19 protein-coding genes are annotated in these 18,290 nt (G+C 75.7%); 9 read left to right on the top strand and 10 right to left on the bottom strand.

The genetic code is table 11. From position 1 onward, the window contains the following. Positions 1–188: 188 nt before the first annotated feature. From ACFVVA_RS27830 to ACFVVA_RS27820, 3 genes are read right to left on the bottom strand one after another with little or no spacing between them, the layout of a single operon-like run. Positions 189–590 carry a TIGR03618 family F420-dependent PPOX class oxidoreductase gene (locus ACFVVA_RS27830; RefSeq protein ID WP_359900341.1) on the bottom strand — a complete coding sequence of 134 codons (402 nt, stop codon included), beginning with the start codon at positions 588–590 and terminating at the stop codon, positions 189–191. A gap of 60 nt (positions 591–650) precedes the next feature. Beyond that, positions 651–1,283: an MBL fold metallo-hydrolase gene (locus ACFVVA_RS27825; RefSeq protein ID WP_387693558.1), complete on the bottom strand. Its 633-nt coding sequence runs from the start codon at positions 1,281–1,283 to the stop codon at positions 651–653. Then, positions 1,280–2,365 (bottom strand): S-(hydroxymethyl)mycothiol dehydrogenase, encoded by a 1,086-nt coding sequence (locus ACFVVA_RS27820; protein WP_359900338.1) that lies wholly within the window; start codon positions 2,363–2,365, stop codon positions 1,280–1,282. Before ACFVVA_RS27820 ends, ACFVVA_RS27825 begins: the two co-directional genes overlap by 4 nt. Before the next feature lie 642 nt (positions 2,366–3,007). Here ACFVVA_RS27820 and ACFVVA_RS27815 point away from each other — a divergent pair. Both ACFVVA_RS27815 and ACFVVA_RS27810 read left to right on the top strand, forming a co-directional pair. Further along, positions 3,008–4,222, top strand: a complete 1,215-nt coding sequence (locus tag ACFVVA_RS27815; protein WP_387693557.1) for a cytochrome P450 — start codon at positions 3,008–3,010, stop codon at positions 4,220–4,222. Further along, positions 4,219–4,476: a ferredoxin gene (locus tag ACFVVA_RS27810; RefSeq protein WP_387693556.1), complete on the top strand. Its 258-nt coding sequence runs from the start codon at positions 4,219–4,221 to the stop codon at positions 4,474–4,476. Before ACFVVA_RS27815 ends, ACFVVA_RS27810 begins: the two co-directional genes overlap by 4 nt. A 95-nt stretch (positions 4,477–4,571) precedes the next feature. Here the strand turns inward: ACFVVA_RS27810 and ACFVVA_RS27805 are convergent, their stop codons facing one another. From ACFVVA_RS27805 to ACFVVA_RS27795, 3 genes are all read right to left on the bottom strand, one after another. Beyond that, positions 4,572–5,819, bottom strand: coding sequence for an aminoglycoside phosphotransferase family protein (locus ACFVVA_RS27805; protein WP_387693555.1), 1,248 nt, complete (start codon positions 5,817–5,819; stop codon positions 4,572–4,574). Between the two features lie 330 nt (positions 5,820–6,149). Beyond that, a complete protein-coding gene (locus ACFVVA_RS27800) occupies positions 6,150–7,007 on the bottom strand; it encodes a PhzF family phenazine biosynthesis protein (protein ID WP_387693554.1) in 858 nt (285 codons plus the stop codon). A 92-nt stretch (positions 7,008–7,099) separates the two neighbouring features. After that, entirely contained in the window at positions 7,100–8,197 is a 1,098-nt protein-coding gene (locus ACFVVA_RS27795) for a DUF5937 family protein (protein WP_387693553.1), read from the bottom strand. Between the two features lie 101 nt (positions 8,198–8,298). Between ACFVVA_RS27795 and ACFVVA_RS27790 the strand changes: the two genes are divergently transcribed. From ACFVVA_RS27790 to ACFVVA_RS27770, 5 genes are all read left to right on the top strand, one after another. Further along, complete coding sequence (locus ACFVVA_RS27790) at positions 8,299–9,573, top strand: MFS transporter (RefSeq protein ID WP_387693552.1); 1,275 nt, start codon at positions 8,299–8,301, stop codon at positions 9,571–9,573. A gap of 107 nt (positions 9,574–9,680) precedes the next feature. Then, complete coding sequence (locus ACFVVA_RS27785; protein WP_387693551.1) at positions 9,681–10,247, top strand: hypothetical protein; 567 nt, start codon at positions 9,681–9,683, stop codon at positions 10,245–10,247. Positions 10,248–10,377: 130 nt separating this feature from the next. Next, the gene (locus ACFVVA_RS27780; RefSeq protein ID WP_387693550.1) at positions 10,378–11,181 is read left to right on the top strand and encodes an MBL fold metallo-hydrolase; all 804 of its coding nucleotides are present in this window, start codon (positions 10,378–10,380) and stop codon (positions 11,179–11,181) included. A 7-nt stretch (positions 11,182–11,188) separates the two neighbouring features. Continuing rightward, positions 11,189–11,620, top strand: coding sequence for a nuclear transport factor 2 family protein (locus tag ACFVVA_RS27775; protein ID WP_387693549.1), 432 nt, complete (start codon positions 11,189–11,191; stop codon positions 11,618–11,620). A 126-nt stretch (positions 11,621–11,746) separates the two neighbouring features. Next, on the top strand, positions 11,747–13,012 hold the full coding sequence (locus ACFVVA_RS27770) for an NAD(P)/FAD-dependent oxidoreductase (protein ID WP_387693548.1): 1,266 nt from the start codon (positions 11,747–11,749) through the stop codon (positions 13,010–13,012). Positions 13,013–13,027: 15 nt separating this feature from the next. Here the strand turns inward: ACFVVA_RS27770 and ACFVVA_RS27765 are convergent, their stop codons facing one another. Next, positions 13,028–14,014 carry a right-handed parallel beta-helix repeat-containing protein gene (locus ACFVVA_RS27765; protein ID WP_387693547.1) on the bottom strand — a complete coding sequence of 329 codons (987 nt, stop codon included), beginning with the start codon at positions 14,012–14,014 and terminating at the stop codon, positions 13,028–13,030. Between the two features lie 172 nt (positions 14,015–14,186). On the opposite strand from ACFVVA_RS27765, the gene ACFVVA_RS27760 reads away from it, so the two are divergent. Further along, a complete protein-coding gene (locus ACFVVA_RS27760; RefSeq protein WP_387693546.1) occupies positions 14,187–14,603 on the top strand; it encodes a DUF3592 domain-containing protein in 417 nt (138 codons plus the stop codon). 89 nt (positions 14,604–14,692) lie between these two features. On the opposite strand, the gene ACFVVA_RS27755 is transcribed toward ACFVVA_RS27760, so the two are convergent. After that, on the bottom strand, positions 14,693–15,373 hold the full coding sequence (locus tag ACFVVA_RS27755; protein WP_387693545.1) for a GPP34 family phosphoprotein: 681 nt from the start codon (positions 15,371–15,373) through the stop codon (positions 14,693–14,695). Positions 15,374–15,426: 53 nt separating this feature from the next. Then, the gene (locus tag ACFVVA_RS27750) at positions 15,427–16,452 is read right to left on the bottom strand and encodes a Clp protease N-terminal domain-containing protein (RefSeq protein ID WP_387693544.1); all 1,026 of its coding nucleotides are present in this window, start codon (positions 16,450–16,452) and stop codon (positions 15,427–15,429) included. A 185-nt stretch (positions 16,453–16,637) separates the two neighbouring features. On the opposite strand from ACFVVA_RS27750, the gene ACFVVA_RS27745 reads away from it, so the two are divergent. Beyond that, positions 16,638–17,621, top strand: coding sequence for a S1C family serine protease (locus tag ACFVVA_RS27745; protein ID WP_387693543.1), 984 nt, complete (start codon positions 16,638–16,640; stop codon positions 17,619–17,621). Between the two features lie 49 nt (positions 17,622–17,670). Here ACFVVA_RS27745 and ACFVVA_RS27740 read toward each other — a convergent pair whose 3' ends face one another. Then, the gene (locus ACFVVA_RS27740; RefSeq protein WP_387693542.1) at positions 17,671–18,267 is read right to left on the bottom strand and encodes a GNAT family N-acetyltransferase; all 597 of its coding nucleotides are present in this window, start codon (positions 18,265–18,267) and stop codon (positions 17,671–17,673) included. Between the last annotated feature and the right edge of the window lie 23 nt (positions 18,268–18,290).

Here is an 18,290-nt window from a genome sequence, read left to right as displayed (position 1 = left end):
TCAACGCGCCGTCATGGAAGAAGTTGTGGAGGCAAGTTCGCAGCTTTCATACGGCATTCACGTCACCGACGGTGACGAATCCGCCACCGTTTCAGCTGATTCCGGTGCTGGGGGCGGCCGCTGCCCGTACGGCAACACCGGCAACACCGGCACCGGACACCGGACGGACGGCCTCCGGGCGGGCGTGCTCAGGCCCGGCCGAGGACGCGGTCGACGGTGATCTCGATGACCACCCGGTCCGGGTTGACCCGCGGCTCCCGGTAGCGCTCGGCGTAGCGGCGCTCCGCCTCGGCGACCTGCTCGGGCTCGTCGCGGACCACCGCCACCCCCTCCAGGGTCGACCAACGGGCCCGGTCCACCTGGCAGACCGCGACCCGCTGGCCCCCGGGCCCGGCCTCGGCGACGTTGCGGGCCTTCCGGCTGGTGCGGCTGGTGATCACCCGGGCGGTGCCCGTCTCCGGCTGGTACGTCACACCCACCGGCACCACGTGCGGCGTGCCGTCCGGGCGGGTGGTGGTCAGCGTGGAGATGTGCCGCTCCCGCCAGAAGGCGAGGAAGGAGTCGTCGAGGTCGCGCGGGTCATGGGCCATGATCGCGATGGTACGGCCCCCGGGGAACGGTCGTTCCCCGGGGGCCGTACGGGCGGGGCGTCAGTGCCCGCGCGCGATCCACTCCGGCAGGGCCGGGGCCTCGGCGCCGATGGTGGTCGGGTCGCCGTGACCGGTGCGCACCACGGTCTCGGCCGGGAGCGTCAGCAGCCGCTCGCGGATCGAGTCGATGATCGTCGGGAAGTGCGAGAACGACCGGCCGGTGGCTCCCGGGCCCCCGTGGAACAGGGTGTCGCCGGTGAAGACGGTGCCCAGCCCGGGCGCGTACAGGCAGACCGCGCCCGGCGCGTGCCCCGGGGTGTGCAGCACGGTCAGCTCGGTGCCGGCCACCTCGATCCGCTGCCCGTCGGCCAGTTCGCCGTCCGGCAGCCGCTCGGGGTGGGTGAGCTTCCACAGCGGGAGGTCGTCCGGGTGCAGCAGGATCGGCGCACCGGTGCGGTCGGCGAGCGCCGGGGCCGCGTCGATGTGGTCGTTGTGCGCGTGGGTGGAGACGATCGCCAGCAGCCGGCGCCCGCCGAGCGCGGCCTCGATGGCCTCGGCGTCGTGCGCGGCGTCGATCACCACCGCCTCCTCGTCGTTCCCGACGATCCAGACGTTGTTCTCCACCTCCCAGCTGCCGCCGTCGAGCTCGAAGGTCCCGGCGGTCACCAGCCGGTCGACGCGGGCCGAGGTCACAGGACCACCACCGAACGCAGGACGTCGCCCTGGTGCATGCGCTCGAAGGCCTGCTCCACGGCGTCGAGCCCGATGGTCTCGGTGACGAAGGCGCCGAGGTCCAGGCGGCCCTGGAGATAGAGGTCGATCAGCATCGGGAAGTCCCGCGAGGGCAGGCAGTCGCCGTACCAGGAGGACTTCAGCGCACCGCCGCGGCCGAAGACGTCGAGCAGCGGGAGCTCCAGCGTCATCTCCGGGGTCGGCACGCCGACCAGGACGACGGTGCCGGCCAGGTCCCGGGCGTAGAAGGCCTGCTTGTAGGTCTCCGGCCGGCCGACCGCCTCGACCACCACGTCCGCGCCGTTGCCGCCGGTCAGCTCGCGGATCGCCTCGACCGGGTCGGTGGTGCGGGAGTTGACGGTGTGGGTGGCGCCCAGCCCGCGGGCGGTCTCCAGCTTGCGGTCGTCGATGTCCACCGCGATGATCTTCGCCGCGCCCGCCAGCCGGGAGCCCATCACGGCCGCGCCGCCGACGCCGCCGCAGCCGATCACCGCGACCGAGTCGCCCCGGCCCACGTTGCCGGTGTTGATCGCGGCGCCGAGGCCCGCCATCACACCGCAGCCCAGCAGGCCCGCGACGGCCGGGTCGGCCGCCGGGTCCACCTTGGTGCACTGGCCGGCCGCGACCAGGGTCTTCTCGGCGAACGCGCCGATGCCCAGGGCCGGGGACAGCTCGGTGCCGTCCAGCAGCGTCATCCGCTGCTTCGCGTTGTGGGTGTTGAAGCAGTACTGCGAGCGGCCCCGCTTGCACGCGCGGCACTGGCCGCACACCGCACGCCAGTTGAGGACCACGAAGTCACCGGGCTCGACCTCGGTGACGCCCTCGCCGACCGACTCCACGATGCCCGCGGCCTCGTGGCCGAGCAGGAACGGGAACTCGTCGTTGATGCCGCCCTCCCGGTAGTGGAGGTCGGTGTGGCAGACGCCGCACGCCTGGATCCGGACCACCGCCTCGCCCGGGCCAGGGTCCGGCACCACGATCGTGGTCACCTCCACGGGCGCGCCCTTGGCGCGCGCGATGACTGCCTTGACCTGCTGGGGCATCCGATTCCACCTCCGTCTGCCGGTGCGGCTCTGCACCGGCGTGACCTGCGACAACACGACTGCAAGACGAACTGCCCACGAAGCGTATCGCCCGCCCGGCCGGTCACCGGCGGAGCGTCCCGGGCGATCCGGCATGACGTGGTGTGATACGGCTCACCGGACCCGCCGACGGCGTGTCCGACACCGCCGCGCCGGCTCACGGGCCCTCCCCGCGGCATGTGCCGCCCGGGTATCCGCCGAGCGCCCGGGGACCGCCCGGCGCGGCCCTGCCGACGGGGGCGCACGGGCGTCGCCGAGCGCCCGTCAGCACGCCCCGAAGTGCCCGGAAAGCACCCGCGTTGGCTGGAAGTGCCGCAGACGGGCGCCCCGCCACCCACGTACGGTCGTAGCTGAGACGGTCCACGCGACCACGCTCAGCACACCCGCCCCACCCGTCGGCGCGCGACCGCGCACCGACCGCGCCGGGTGCGCACCGACCGTGCACCCGCGCACATTTCGCGCCACACCCCGTAGGAGCCCGACCGAACCCCGGCCCGTGTCGAGCCGCCAGCCGGCCGCATCACCCGTCCCCCGCACGATCCCCGGATTCACCCCCCGTCGGGTCGCGTCCCGCGGCCCACCGCCCTGGAGTCTGGAGTACGGATGTCCACCGAGAACAGTGCGACCAGCGCCGGCACCGCCCCGCTCCCCCCGCTGCACTGCATGCGCCGGCTCGAACCCGGCCCGCCCCGCCTCGCCGCGCTGCCCACCGGCACGCCGGTCTGGCTGGTCAGCCGGCACGCCGACGTGCGCCAGGTGCTGACCGACCCGCGACTGGGCCGCGCCCCGCTCTACGCGCCGGACGCCCCGCCGATCACGGTCACGCCCAACATCCTCGACGACCCGCAGAGCATGCTGAACATCGACGGCACCGAGCACCAGCGGCTGCGCCGCACCGTGCAGCGGGCCTTCACCCCGCGCGCGATCGAACGCTGGCGGCCCTGGGTGGCCTCGGTGGTCGAGTCGCTGATCGACGAGCTGATCGACCACGGCTCCCCCGCCGACATCATCGCCGGCTACTCCCGCCCGCTGCCCGTCGCCGTGATCAGCCGGCTGATGGGCCTGGACAACCTGGACAGCAAGCGGCTCGCGCACTGGAGCGACCACGCGCTCTCCACCACCGCCCACAGCGCCGAGGCGATCGTCACCGCGATGACCGAGTTCGCCGCCTTCGGCGCCGAGGTGATCGCCGAACGCCGGGCCGCCCCCGGCGAGGACCTGGTCAGCGGGCTGCTCGCGGCCGCCGCCGAGGACGGCTCGATCACCGAGGGCCAGCTGGTCGTCCTGGTCATCGGCCTGGTCGTGGCCGGCCACGAGACCACCATGACCAGCCTCGGCAACGCCCTGGTCTACCTGCTCCAGGACGGCCGCGACGCCTGGCAGCGGCTCTCCTCCGACGAGGCCAGCGCCGCCGCCGCGACCGAGCAGCTGCTGCGCGCCGTCCCGCTCGGCGACCGCCAGGAGCACATGCCCGGACTGATGCGCCGCACCGTCGAGGACGTCGAGATCGGCGGCGTGGTCATCCCGGCCGGCAGCGTGGTCGCCGCCGACGCCAACGCCGCCAACCACGACCCGGAGGCCTTCACCGGGGACCTGCGCACCGAGCTGTTCTCCCCGCTGGCCGCCCCCATGCTCACCTTCGGCGCCGGACCGCACCACTGCCTGGGCGCCTGGCTGGCCCGGATGGAGCTGGAACTCGCCCTGCACCGGCTGGCCCGCCGGCTGCCCGCCCTGCGGCTGGCCGACCCGGTCGACCGGATCGACTGGCGGCGCGGCCTGCTCACCCGCAGCCCGAACTCCCTGCGGGTGGAGTGGTGACGGGCCGTGCGGACACCGAGCCGGTGGTCGTCCGGGTCGACCGCGACCGCTGCATCGGCTCCGGGATGTGCGCCCTCAGCGCCCCCGACTCGCTGGTCCTCGGCTCCGACGGGCTGGCCGCACCGCTGGCCGAGTACGCGGACGGCGGCGCGGGGCTGACGGACGGGCTGAGCGAGGCGGTGGACTTCTGCCCGGTCGAGGCGCTCAGCCTCCACTCGGCGCGCGGCGGCTACCGGATCGCCCCCGCCGAGTGAACACGCCCGGTGGTGCCCGCCGCGACGACCGCGACGGGCACCACCGGCGGTTCCGAGGGCCCGGGTGCCGGCGTCGGCCGTCGCACCCCGGCCGGCTACCTCCGCCCGGAGACCGGGCCGCAGGCCAGCACGGCGCGCAGCTCGGCGGCCGGGTCGCCCTCGTGGTACGGGCGTTCGCTCGGCTCGATGTGGTCCAGGAACTCCTGGTAGCGCAGCGCGTAGGACAAGTGGTAGAGCGGCTCGGCGAGTTCGAGGGCCCGGCGCGGGTCCGAGCCGGGGACGTGGCGCCGCCAGGCCTCCGCCCAGACCGCAACATGGTGCCGCCAGGCCTCCGGGCCGAGGTAGGCGCGCGGGCGCAGCCCGTCCAGGGCCGGATGGCCGAGGCAGGAGTCGGCGTAGTCGACGACCACCGTGCTCTCGCCGTCGGAACGCCAGTTGCCGGGGTGGAAGTCGCCGTGCAGCAGGGTCTCCGGCAGGCCGCAGGCGGCGAGTCGGTCCAGCAGCCCGGGCAGGTCGGCGGCGAAGCCGGCCAGGCGGTCCAGCTCCTCGGGCGTCAGGTCGGTCTCCTCCGCGAGCCGGTCCAGCAGGGCCGTCAGCTGGGCCGCCAGGGCCCGCGGGGTGCGGTCGCGCAGGGCGGCCAGGTCGTCCGGACGGCCGGCGAGCGCGGCCTGGGCGGCGACGAGCCGGGGGACGACGTCGGCGACGGTCCCGGCGGAGGGGTTCCAGCAGTCCTCGCCGGGGACGTGGTCGAGCAGCAGCCGCCCGCCGGCGGGGTCGGCGGCGAGGACGGTCGGGACGAGCGTGCGGTCGACGCCGCCGAGCAGCGCGACGACCTCGCCCTCGTGGGCGTTGAACGCCGGCGTCGTGGTCTTCAGCCAGGCGTCCACGCCGGTCGCGGTGGGGAGGCGGAAGAGGCCGGAGAGGTTCCAGGTCCGGATCTGCCGGGCGGGCCCGGCCGGCGGGCGACCGACCGCGGCGAGTTCCGCTTCCGCCCAGCCCAGCGCCGACCGCAGCCCTTCCGGCGTGGCCCAGGCGGCGCGGCGCTCGGCGGGGCCGAGCAGCGCGGCCGTCCCGGCTTCCGGGGGCCGGGAGTCGAGCGCCCTCGGCCGCTCGCTCGCCTCGGCGTGGTAGCGCACCCGCCCGCCGTGGCCCGGCTCCTCGCTCCGCCCGTCGACCAGCCGCGCCACCAACACCGGCACCCCGGCCGACGCCGCCGCGCGCGCGACCACCTCGTCCACGGAGGACCACCAGCCGAGCTCCACCTCGAAGGGCCCCAGCTGCCCGAAGTACTCGTCGCCGTAGGTGAGATCGACCGTCACGGTCCGGTTGCTCGCTCGCTGCATCGGAGCAGCTTCGCCCACCGGGGCGGGCCCGTGCCAACGGTTTTCCGCCCGCACCGGCCGGAACACCGCCGCCCGGGCCCGTTCGCCTGCCGCCGCCCGTACCTTCTCCCGGTCGGACACGAGGGACTTCGCCCGGCGGCGGCCCTCTCCGCACAGGACAGGGCGGCCCACCGGCCGTCGCGGGGCTGACCTGGGCCGGTGACACGGCGATCGAGCACGGTGGTGCTGATGTGCGGTCTGCCCGACCGCTGCTTCACCGACTTCGAGGAGCCCCGGGGCGAGGGCGAGCAGGTCCTGCTCCAGCCCCCGCCGTCCTGAGGCCCGGGATCGCTAGCCGATCGCCACGGCCGTGCCGGAAACCCGCACCCGGGTGTCCTCCGTCCGCAGCTCGACCCGCAGGACGCCCGGGCGGCCCAGGTCCTCGCCCTGGTGGAGCGTCAGCACGGCCGGGGCCGTCACCGCGCCGAGCTCCCGCAGGTACGCGCCGAAGGCGGCAGCGGCGGCGCCGGTGGCCGGGTCCTCGACCACGCCGCCAACCGGGAACGGGGCGCGGACGTGGAAGACCTCGGGGGCCTCCCGCCAGGCGAGCTGCAGGGTGACCAGGTCGCGGGCGCGCATGTATGCGGCGAGGCCGTCGAAGTCGTAGTCGAGCCGGGCCAGCCGCTCGCGGGTGGCGACCGGCAGGACGAGGTGCCGGGCGCCCGCGTAGGCGACGCGGGGCGGCAGGACCGGGTCGAGGTCGTCGGCGGACCAGCCGAGCAGGGCGAGCGCCTGCGCCACGTCGGCCGCCGGCACCTCCTCGACCTTCGGCTCGACACTGGTGAGGGTGGCGCGCAGCAGCCCGTCGGCCCCGCGCTCGACCTCGACCGGGACGTCCCCGGCCGCGGTCGCGAAGACGTACCGTCCGGGGCCGGTGTGCTCGGCGAGGGCGACGGCGGAGCCGACCGTCGCGTGCCCGCAGAACGGCACCTCGGCGAGCGGGCTGAAGTACCGCACCTGGTAGGTCCCTTCGGTCGGGCCGGCGGTCAGGAAGGCGGTCTCGGAGTACCCGACCTCGGCGGCGACGGCGAGCATCCGCTCGTCGGTCAGTCCGGTGGCGTCGAGCACCACGCCGGCCGGGTTGCCGCCCTCGGGGCGGGTGGCGAAGGCGGCGTAGCGGAGGATCTCGGGAGTGGCGTCGTCGATCATGACCGGACGAACGCGCCGGGTGCGCGGACTGTTCCCGCCCACCGCGGCGCTTCCCCGCACGGCAGCACTTCCTCCCGCCTCGGCGCCTCCGCTCACCGCAGCACCGCCTCCAGGAAGTCCGAGCCGAGCCGGGCGCTGCCCGCCAGGTCCAGCTCGTAGAGCATGTACCGCCCGCGCCGCCTGGTGGTGAGCAGCCCGGCCCTGCGCAGGACCGCCAGGTGCCGGGACACCTCGGGCGCGCTGAGCTGCCAGGCCGAGGCCAGTTCGCCGGTGGTGTGCGGGCCGCGGGCCATGGTGCGGGCGAGGCGCAGCCGCACGGGGTGGGCGAGCGCCTCCAGGCGCTGCTGCACGAGGGCGAGCGAGACGGGCTCGGGCAGGCCCGCCTCGGCGACGGGGTACTGGAGGACGGGCCGCCAGCCGCGCGCGTGCACCACCAGGAGGTGCGGGCGCCCGAAAGCGGTGGGGATGAAGGTGACGCCGCCGGCCTCGGTGCCGCTGGTGGTGTTGTCCTGGAGCTTGTCGATGACGATCCGGCGCCGCCCGTCCACGCTCTGGTCGAGGGAGACGGAGGGCGAGACGTCGGCGAGCGCCTCGGCGAGGCCGCGGCGGGCGAGCAGGTCGGCCTTGCGCCGGGCGTCGGCGGCGAGGTCGGGCAGGACGCGCTGCCAGGCGTCGGCGAAGAACGCGGACCGGCAGTCCTCCAGCAACCGCCGCACCAGGCCCCGGACGGCCGGCGGGTCGGCGAGCAGCCGGTCGGCGAAGGCGGCCTGCCGGGGGCCTCGGGCGAGGGCGAGTTCCCGGGCCCGCTCGTTGGCCTCCGGGTCGGTGAGCGGGGAGCCCATCCGCCGGGTGAGCCGGGAGGAGCCGCAGGTGGTGATGAGGGCGGCGGCGACGTAGAGCTCGTCGTCGATCCGGTCGACGGCGTCGAGCTCCTCCGCGAGGGTGGCGCCGGGCAGGCCGGGCACGAGGAAGTCGGCGCGCGAGGAGCGCCAGAGGAAGTCGGCCTCCAGCAGCCGCTCGGACAGCTCGGGCGGGATCACGGTGGCGGTGCAGCCGGCCCAGCCCTGCAGCGCGGGGTGGTGCGCGGGCTCGGCGAGCACGTGCAGCATGGCGTTCAGCTCGCCGAGCGGGGAGGGCGTGAAGAGCAGGCGCTCGTCGGGCAGGCCCGTGATGTCGATGGTCAAGCTCACACCGGGGATCCTGCCACCCGCCGTCGACCGGGCTCCCGCGGATTGACGGGAAGCGTCAATCCGCGTGCCCCGCGGTCCGACCCGGGCGGACGGTACCGGCCATGAGCCTGATCCGGGAGAAGTCCGTCCACGACCGCACCGCCGACCGCCGCGGCGGGCCACCCGCTCCGCCGGCCGGCCCGGGCCGCCGGAGCCCGTCCGCGCTGCTGGGCCTGCTGACCGCGGCCGGCGGGCCCCGGTACGCCGTCGCGCTGGCGGTGGACGCGGTGGGCGGCGGCCTGCTGCGGCCGTTCCTGCTGCTGTACGGCGTCGGCATGCTGCACCTGGGCGCGGGTGCGGCCGGGCTGGCGCTCTCGGCCGGGATGCTGGCGGGCCTGCTGGTGGTGCCGCTGACCGGCCGGTGGATCGACCGCGGCGCCCGGACGCTGCCCGCCGCCGCCACCCTGCTGCTGCGGGCGGCGGGCGCGCTGACGCTGCTGCTCGCGGACGGCCTGCCGGGGTTCACGGCGGCGGCGGTGCTGTTCGGGGTGGGCAGCCAGTCCTGGCCGACCACCCACGCGGCGGTGGTGAGCACCCTGACGGAGGGCCGGCTGCGGGATGCCGCGCTGGCCGCCGGGCGGTCGCTGCGCAACGCCGGGATGGGTGCGGGCGCGCTGCTGGCCACGCTGGCGGTGAGCGGCGGGGCGGGCGCGATCCGGCTGCTGGCCGGGGTGACGGGCGCGGCCTGCCTGGGCGCGGCCGTCCTGGTGGGCTCGCTGCGGGTGCGGGCTCCGCGCCTGGACCGGCCGGCGGACGCGCCGGAGCGGGCGGAGCCGCTGCGCCGGATCACCCTGCTGGGCGTCGCCAACCTGCCGTACGCGTTCTGCTTCGACGTGCTGGAGGTGGCGCTGCCCGCGCTGCTGGTGCTGCGGCTGCACGCCTCGCCGGCCTGGTCCTCGGGCATCTTCGTCGGCAACACGGTGCTGGTGATCGCCCTGCAGCTGGCGCTGGTGCTGCGGCTGGCGGACCGTCCGCGGCACGTCGTGCTCGCCGCCTCGGGGGCGCTGCTGGCGGTGTCGTACCTGGGCTTCTGGGCGGTCGGTTCGCTGGGCGGCGTGCCGGGCTCGGTGGGCATCGCGGCGGTCTCGGTGCTGTACACGCTGGGCGAGATCCTCTACACCGGCTCGGGCACGGCGCTGGTGGCGTCCGTCGCCCCGCCGCACCTGCTGGGGCGGGCGCTGGCGCGCTGGGAGCTGTCGGCGGGGGTGGGTCGGGCGGCGGCCCCGGCCGTGCTGACGGCGCTGCTGGCGGGCGGTTCCGGGGAGCTGTGGGTGCCGCTGGCCGCGGCCACCGCGCTGGGGGCGCTGGCGGTGCTGCGGCTGGGTCCGGCCCACTGACCGGAGGGAGTGCCGGGGAGGACCGGAGGAGGGCCGGAGGAGGGCCGGAGGAGCGCCGCGCCGACGGGCCGGCGCGCCGGGAACGCCCCGGTGGGATGATCGGCTGCATGGCCCTGACCCCGCACCAGCAGCACCTCCGCGACCGGATCATGGCCGCCGGGGTGACCGCCCCGCCGGAGCCGTGGCGGCCGGTCGGCCGGGGGCTGATCGCGGTCGGCGGGCTGCTCGGCATCGGCTTCGCCGTCCACCCCGAGAGCGGGCACGACCTGGTGCTGACGGTCTCGCACGGCGGCCACGGCCTGTTCGACGCGGTGACCGGCCTCAAGCTGGCCCGCGACCACGAGCCCGCCGAGGACCCGGACGGCCTGGACCTCTCCTGCCCCGGCCTCGGCCAGGTCGCGGACGTGCGCATCCCGGTCGCGGGGACGTGGGGCGGCGGGCTGCACACGGCCGCCGAGGGCGGCTGGCACATCGAGGTGGTCGCCCCGGAGTGGCCGCACCACCGGGTGCTGCTCGCCAGCGGCCGCGGGCCGTGGCAGGGCGAGCACGGCGAGAGCTGGTGGCTGGTCCTCGACTCCGACCGGTCCGTCTTCCGCGCGGCCGGCTTCTCCCCGACCGGCCGGACCCTCGCGGTGGCCACCAGCAGCGACCTCACGCTCTGGAGCCGCCAGTAGGTGTTCCGGCTCCGGATGCGGACGGGCCGCGGACCGCCGATGCTGACGGCGAGGCGTGCCCGGCCAGAGGAAGGACACCGAACGTGAGCGAACGCAGTGAGCGGACCATCGAGCGGTGCGAGGTGGGCGCATGAGTGCACTCGACTTCGAGATCGTCGACACCCCCGACAGCTCGCTCAACAAGACCTCCGTCCTGGTCACCGGCCCGGAGGACGCCCTGCTGGTGGACGCCGGGTTCACCCGTTCGGACGGGCGCCGCCTGGTGGAACGGATCGGGGCGAGCGGCAAGCGGCTGACCACCGTCTTCGTCAGCCACGGCGACCCGGACTTCTACTTCGGCGCCCAGGAGGTCCAGGACGCCTTCCCGCAGGCCCGCTTCCTGGCCACCGCCTCCACCGTCGAGCACATCCAGGAGACGTACGAGGCCAAGCTGCGCGCCTGGGCGCACCTGGGCCCGGAGCTGCCCACCCGGCTGGTGCGGCCCGAGGTGCTGCACGGGGACGAGCTGGTCTTCGAGGGCCACCGCTTCGAGCTGCGCGGCGCCGACTTCCACCTGCCGGACCGGCACTACCTCTGGCAGCACCACCACCGCGCCGTGCTGGGCGGGGTGCTGCTCTTCGAGGGCCTGCACGTGTGGACGGCGGACACCCCGACCTCCGCCCAGCGGGCCGCCTGGATCGACCTGCTGGACGGCATCGAGGCGCTCCACCCGACCTGGGTGGCGGCCGGCCACCGGGTCGCCGGCGCGCCCACCGACCTGAACGCCGTCGACCACACCCGGGCGTACCTGCGAGCCTTCGAGACCGAGATCGGCCGGGCCCCGGACGCGGCCACCGCCAAGGAGTCGCTGGAGCGGCGCTTCCCGAAGCTGGGGCTGCGGATCGCGGTGGACATCGGCACCAAGGTCGCCATGGGCGAGATGGCCTGGGGGTGAGCGGACGATGATCGAGATCCCCCGGGACGTCTCCTCCTTCGCCGAGTCGTCCGCCCCCGCCGACGTGGTGCGCCGCCAGTACCTGGCGTCCGCCCGGGGCGACCTGGCCGCGCTGCGCGCCACCCTGGCCGACGACGTGGAGTGGACCGAGATGGCCGGCTTCCCGCTGGCCGGCACCTACCGCACCCCGAAGGGCGTCACCGCCCATGTGATGGAGCGGCTGGCCGCCGAGTGGGACGACTGGACGGCCCACGACGACACCTATGTGGTGGACGGCGAGACCGTGGTGGTGCTGGGCCGCTACACGGCGGTCCACAAGACCACCGGAAAACCGCTCGCCGTCCGGATCGCCCACCGCTTCACCGTGCGCGGCGGCCGGATCGTGCGCTTCGAGCAGTTCACCGACACCGCACTGGTCAGGGAGGCCATGACCGGCTGAGGCCCGACCGGGGTCGCATTCACTCGTACGGGCGAGCGCGGCGCGGCGCGCCAGGCGCGGTCTCGACAGACCACCCGCACGGCGGCAGGCTGACCCCGATCACGGCCGGAGAACGAGGAGTCGAGCATGGCGGGCACGGACACCGGGACCACCGGAGCGGACGGCGGGCGGCAGCGCCCGGTCGTCATCGTCGGGGCGTCCCTGGGCGGCGCGAAGGCGGCCGAGGCGCTGCGCGAGGCCGGGTACCGGGGCGGCATCGTCCTGATCGGCGACGAGCACGAGCGCCCGTACGAGCGGCCGCCGCTGTCCAAGGGCTACCTGCTGGGGAAGACGCCCCGGGAGAAGATCTACGTCCACCCGCCGCAGTGGTACGCGGAGCACGACGTCACGCTGCGCCTGGGCACGGCGGTGGCCTCGATCGACCCGGCCGGGCACACTGTGACGCTCGCCGACGACGGCCGGGTGGAGTACGCCAAGCTGCTGCTGACCACCGGCTCGGTGCCGCGCCGGCTGCCGGTGCCCGGCGCGGACCAGGACGGGGTGCTCTACCTGCGCCGGGTCGAGGACAGCGACCGGATCAAGGCGGCGCTGCGGCCGGGGGCCCGGATCGCGGTGATCGGCGCGGGCTGGATCGGGCTGGAGGTGGCGGCCGCGGCCCGGGAGGCGGGCGCCGAGGTGACGGTGCTGGAGGCGCTCGAACTGCCGCTGCTGCGGGTGCTCGGCCGGGAGGTCGCCCAGGTCTTCGCCGACCTGCACCGGGAGCACGGCGTGGACCTGCGCTTCGGCGTCAAGGTGGCCGAACTGACCGGCGAGGGCGGCACGGTGAACGGCGTGAGGCTAGCGGACGGCACGACGGTGGCCGCCGACGCGGTGGTGGTCGGCATCGGCATCTCGCCCGCCACCGGCCTCGCCGAGGCGGCCGGGCTGGAGATCGACAACGGCGTCAGGACCGACCGGCACCTGCGCACCTCCGACCCGGACGTCTACGCGGCCGGCGACGTCGCCAACGCCTACCACCCGCTGTTCGAGCGGCACATCCGGGTCGAGCACTGGGCCAACGCCCTCAACCAGCCGCAGACGGCCGCCCGCGCCCTGCTCGGGCAGGAGGACGCCGTCTACGACCGCGTTCCCTACTTCTTCACGGACCAGTACGACCTCGGCGCCGAGTACGTCGGCTACGTCGAGCCGGACGGCTACGACCGGGTGGTGTTCCGCGGGGACCCTTCCACCCGCGAGTTCATCGCGTTCTGGCTGTCCGGCGGCCGGGTGCTCGCGGGGATGAACGTCAACGTCTGGGACGTCACCGACCCGATCCGCGAACTGGTGCGCTCGGGACGGGTGGTGGACACCAAGGCACTGGCCGACCCGAACGTGCCGCTCGGGGACGTGTGACCGACCGGCCGGCGGTCACCCCACCGGGACGCCGGGGTTGACCAGGCCCCGGCCGCCGGTGACGGTGTTGCCCGCGCCGATCGTGACCTTGCACGTCGCCGCGTCGTAGTCGGTCACGTCGATCGCGTACCGGTCCGGGCCGGTGGCGCCGGTGAGGTCGGAGCGGTTGCCCCGGAAGACGGTGCCGCAGCCCCAGCCCGGCCGGAGGCTGTGGGTCTGGTAGCCGTCGTCGGTGGTGCGCCGGCCGGTGTTGTTCTCGATGACGTAGTCGTTGCCCTTGACGTCGACCCAGGAGTCGTCGGAGTTGCGCCCGGTGAGGCCGTCGCCGTCGAAGGTGTTGCCGGAGACCAGGCCGCCGGTGGTGCCCTCCTTGAGGTCGACGTTCTCGCCCCCGATGTTCGGGCCGAAGGTGTTGCCGGTGATCCGCACGTGGTCGCTGCGGTCGGTCAGGGTGTTGGCGGTGCCGACGTAGACGCCCTCGCCCATGCCGTCCCGGCCGAGGCCGGTGTCGTGGATGCGCGAGTTGCGCAGCGTGCCGTAGGCGCTGGAGTTGCGGAAGTGCACGCCCTCCATGGTGGTGTGGTGGACCGTCACGTCGTCGAGGACCACGTGGTCCGCGGAGTCGGCCATGATGCCCTTCTGGGCGCCGGTGACGGTCAGCCCCTGGACGGTCCAGTAGCTCGCGCCGTCGAGGTGGAGGCCGTAGCCGCCGCCGGTGGGGGTGGTGAGGACGGCCTTCGCCGAGCCGGTGAGGGTGACCGGGGCGGCGGCGGTGCCGGGGGCGGTGGCCTTGAAGTTGCCGGAGTAGGTGCCGTCGGCGAGCTGGATGGTCCGGCCGGGCACGGCGGCGGCGAGCGCGCTCTGGAGCTGCTTGGCGGTGGTGACCTTGACGACGGCCGCGACGGCCTCGGGGGCGGCCGGGTGGGCGGCCACGGCCGCGGGGGCGGCGCAGCCGAGGGTGAGGACGGTGAGCGCGGCGAGGGCGGCGGGGCGCTTGGTCACGGACGGTGCTCCTTGCGGTGGTCGGGGCCGGGCGGGGCGGCGGGCGGCGGGCGGCCCGGTGGTGGCAGGAACATGCCGTCGCTCAGCGTGGACTGGACCATTCCGGGACGTCAAGAGCGCCCCGGCGGCGTGATACTGGAGCCCTGGGGGACTCTCGGACAGGGAGGCGGCGGTGGGCGGAACGGCCGGGTTCGCCGTGGTGGTGTTCGGTGCGCTGGGCGGCGTGGTCGCCTACCTCGCCGGGGTGGTCGGCCTGCGCGAACTGCGGCGGCTGCGCCGGGTCGGCGTTCCGGTGCGGGCGCTGGTGCGCGAACGCGCACCGGCACCGGAGGACCGCGCGCTGCCACCGCGGCCGCTGCTCCAGTTCGAGACCGAGGACGGCCGGGTGGTCGAGGTCTTCTCCCCCGTCCCCTCCACCGCCCGCCACCCGCTGCCGGACGGCGGCTTCGTCCCGGTCCGCTACGACCCGGCGGACCCGCGGCAGGTGCTGGTGGACGGGCGGGAGCGGGCCGGGCTGGAGTACGGGTTCCTCGCGCTCGGGGTGCTGGTGGTGCTCGGCTCGATCACCCTCGGCGCCGCGGTGCTCTGAACGGTCCGAACGGGGCGGCGCACACGGGCGGGCGGGCCGCACCGGCGGGCGGGCCGCGCACGGCTCCGCGGGCAGCCCGCCCGGCGCGCTCAGACGGTGGCGGCGGTGGTCGCCGCCACGGTGGCCGCGATGGAGACGGCGGCCATGGTGACTTGCACGGCCCGGATCGCCTCGCGGACGGACTCGGCCGCCCCGTCACCGGCGGCGATCTCGGCGAAGCGCGGCTCGACCTGCTTGCGGGGCAGCTCGGGGAAGGCCAGCCGGTGCAGCCGGGAGCCGTGCAGCAGGGCCACCAGGGCGGCGGTGCGCAGATCCGGTTCGGCGCCGTTCAGTACGACCGCGGCCAGCCGCCCGCGCAGCTCCCGCTCCACACTGCCGTCCGCCTCCGGGTAGCGGCGGACCGGGAAGAGGCCCAGCGCCCGGCGCCGCTCCTCGACCACCAGGCCGCGCTCGCACAGCCGCCCGACCGTGTCGGCGACCGCCGTGGACCGGTCCTTGGTCAGCCAGTCGCCCGCCTTGGCCTTGCCGGAGCGGCGGCCGGCGGCCCACGCGTCGAGCCGGGCCAGCCGGCCGTCCACCAGCGGCTCCCCGGTCGGGGTCCGGTCGGCGACGGTGAGCCGGCCGTCCTCGATCGTGACCCGCCCGGCCAGCACCAGCTCGGCCAGGATGCCGCCCGCGGCGGCCCAGGCGGCGGTGGGGGCGTCCTTCGCCACGCCGGACTCGTCGTCCAGCGAGAGCAGCATCAGCTCCTCGGCGAGGGTGACGTGCATCGGGTGTCCCTTCCTCTCTTCTCCGTGTCGCGGTTCACCGACCCGCCGGGGCCTCAGCCGCGCAGGGCTTCGACCAGACGCCGGGCCCGGGTGTCCTCCTCCAGCAACGCCCGGAGCAGCCGATCAGTGCCCTGACCTGCGATCTCGGTCAGATAGGCCTCGACCGCGCGCGGGTCGGCGGGCAGCGTCACCCCACCGGAGTCGAGCGCGGCGTGCGCCCGGGCGTAGTCGAGGCCGAGCCCGGCGAGCAGCTCGCCGGCGCCGTCCTCCGCCGCCAACCCCGGCTCGTGGCAGGCCACTTCGTGAACGGCCAGCAGCGCGAGCAGGACGTGCTCGGTGCCGGGCGTCCGGCGGCCGAGGCGCTCGGCCTGGGCGTCGGCCTCCGGCCGGATCCAGGCCGCCGGGCCGGACGGGCCCGGCTGCAGCAGGCGCTTCCAGCGCGGGGCGCGGTGGCCGCGGCGGGCCAGCAGCGTCTCCCGGGTGGGGTGGAGCAGCGGGTCGAGGCCACCGCCCTGGCGCACGGCACCGTCGAGGCGGTCCAGGACGGCCTGCGGCGCGACGCCGGCCGCGCGCAGCAGTTCGGCGGCGCGGGTCCGGTCGCCGGGCCCGGCGCCGTTCGCGCCGTTCGCGTCGCCATTCGTGCCGTTCGCGCCGTTCCCATCGCCGTGCCTGTCGCGCCCGTCGCCGTGCCCGTCGCGCCCGTCGGCGAGCAGGGCGCGCAGCAGGTGTACGGCCGTGCAGGCGGGTTCGCCGTCCCGGCGGGCGTGCTCCGTCGCCACGGCGAGTGCCCTGGCGGCGGCCCCGCTCAGCGGCCGGCCGTCCGCCCCGGCGGCGCCGGGCGTCTCCCGGTCGGGCACGACGCCGGGCACGACGCCGGGCCCGTCGTCGGCCGTCCAGCGCCCCTTCCGCTCCCGGACCAGGGCACGCAGGGTGTCCGCGCCCGCCCCGGCCGCGGCGAGGGCCGCACCGGCGGGGCCCGTCTCCCCGGCCACGGCGACCAGGAGGTGCTCCGTCCCCAGCGGCCCGTCCCCCGGCCCGCCGAGCGCGTGCCAGTCCGGCTCCAGCATGGTCGTGTCCATCGGCCCCTCCCACGACTGCGGCTTTACTCGAACTATATTCCCGCTTTTCCTTCTCTTGGGAATTTCCCGCACGTCAAGAACGCGTCAGGACGGCACCTGCGCAAGAACGCGGAAGACCGGGCGCCCGGGCGTTGTTGCCACCTGGTGCCATCGTGAGAACCACGCCCGCGAGAGGGGTGAGCACCATGGCCGACACGCTCCCCGGGCCGGGCCCGGTCCCCGAGGCCCAGGCCCCGCTGGACGCCTACTCCCTGATCGTCACCACCGTGGCCGCCACGCTGACCCCGCGGGTCGCCGCGCTGCAGGTCCCCCGGCGCGGCCGGGGCGGCTGGTTCAGCACGGCGCTGGGCTCGGCCGTGGTCTTCACCGAGGACGGGTTCCTGCTCACCAACGCCCATGTCGTCGGCCACGCCGACGCCGGGACGCTCGCCTTCGCCGACGGCACCACCTCCCCGTTCCACACCATCGGCGCCGACCCGCTCTCCGACCTCGCCGTGCTGCGCGCCGACGGGCCGACCCCGAAGCCGGTGGCCCTCGGCGAAGCGACCGGCCTGCGGGTCGGACAGCTGGTCGTCGCCGTCGGCAACCCGCTGGGGCTGGCCGGGACGGTCACGGCGGGCGTGGTCAGCGCGCTCGGCCGCTCGATCCCGGCCCGCTCCGGCAGCACCGCGCGGGTGATCGACAACGTGATCCAGACCGACGCCGCACTCAACCCGGGCAACTCCGGCGGCGCGCTGGCCACCGCGAACGGCGAGGTCGTCGGCATCACCACGGCGGTGGCCGGGAACGGGCTCGGCCTGGCCGTCCCGATCGACGCCACCAGCCGCCGGATCGTCGCCGCCCTGCTCGCCGACGGCCGGATCCGCCGCGCCTACCTCGGCCTCGCCGGAGTGCCCGCGCCCCTGCCGCCCGCCCTGCGCCACCGCACCGGGCAGCCCACCGGCCTGCGCATCGTCGAGGTGGTGCCCGGCGCGCCCGCCGACCGCGCCGGGCTGCACGAGGGCGACCTGCTGCTCACCGCCAACGACGAGCCGATGGGCAGCGCCCAGGCCCTCCAGCGCCTGATGCTGGCCGACGCCATCGGCCGCCCGCTGCCGCTGACCGTCCTGCGCGGCGAGGCCCTCGTCGACGTGCTCGCCGTCCCGACGGAGCTGCCCGTCGACGACTGACCGCGGCCCGGGACCCGGGCGGGAGCGGGGGCCGCGGTGACGGTGGGCACTACGCTCGGGCCGCACGCCGCATCACCCAGAGCGCCGGCCCGCCCTCCGGCAGCCGGACCTCCTCCAGCACCTCGAAGCCGAAGTGTCCGTAGACCGCCAGGTTCTCCTCCTTGGAGGACTCCAGATAGACGGGCAGCCCGTCCGCGTCGGCCTTGGCCAGTCCGGAGCGCAGCAGGGCGCCGCCCTGCCCCCGGCCCCGGGCGACCGGGTCGGCGCCGATGACCGCCAGGTACCAGTAGGGCTCCTGCGGCATGTTGGCGGCGGCCGCCCCGACGGAGCGCCGGAACGGCTCGGCCCGGTCGCCGAGGAGCCCCGCCAGCTCCCGGAGCGTCTCCTCGTCCGGGACCGCCTTGTCCTGCGCCCGCGGCGGCATCCAGAAGGCGGCCGCGTCCGCGGTCCGCTCGCACACGCCGTGTCGGCCGTACTGCCGGGTGAACAGCGTGGTGAAGTAGCCGCCCAGTCCCGCCTGCCGGGTGGCCCGGTCGGGGAAGAACCAGCACATCACCGGGTCGTCGGCGAAGGCCAGGGCCAGTAATCGGCTGATGGCCGAAGCGTCGTCGGGGGCCGCCGGCCGCGGCACGTTGGTCATCTGCATACGGACATCGTGCGCGCCCTTAT

This window comes from Kitasatospora sp. NPDC058048 (assembly GCF_042885555.1).
Classification (GTDB): Bacteria; Actinomycetota; Actinomycetes; order Streptomycetales; family Streptomycetaceae; genus Kitasatospora; species Kitasatospora lactacystinica.
This window is presented reverse-complemented; position numbering and strand designations above follow the sequence as displayed.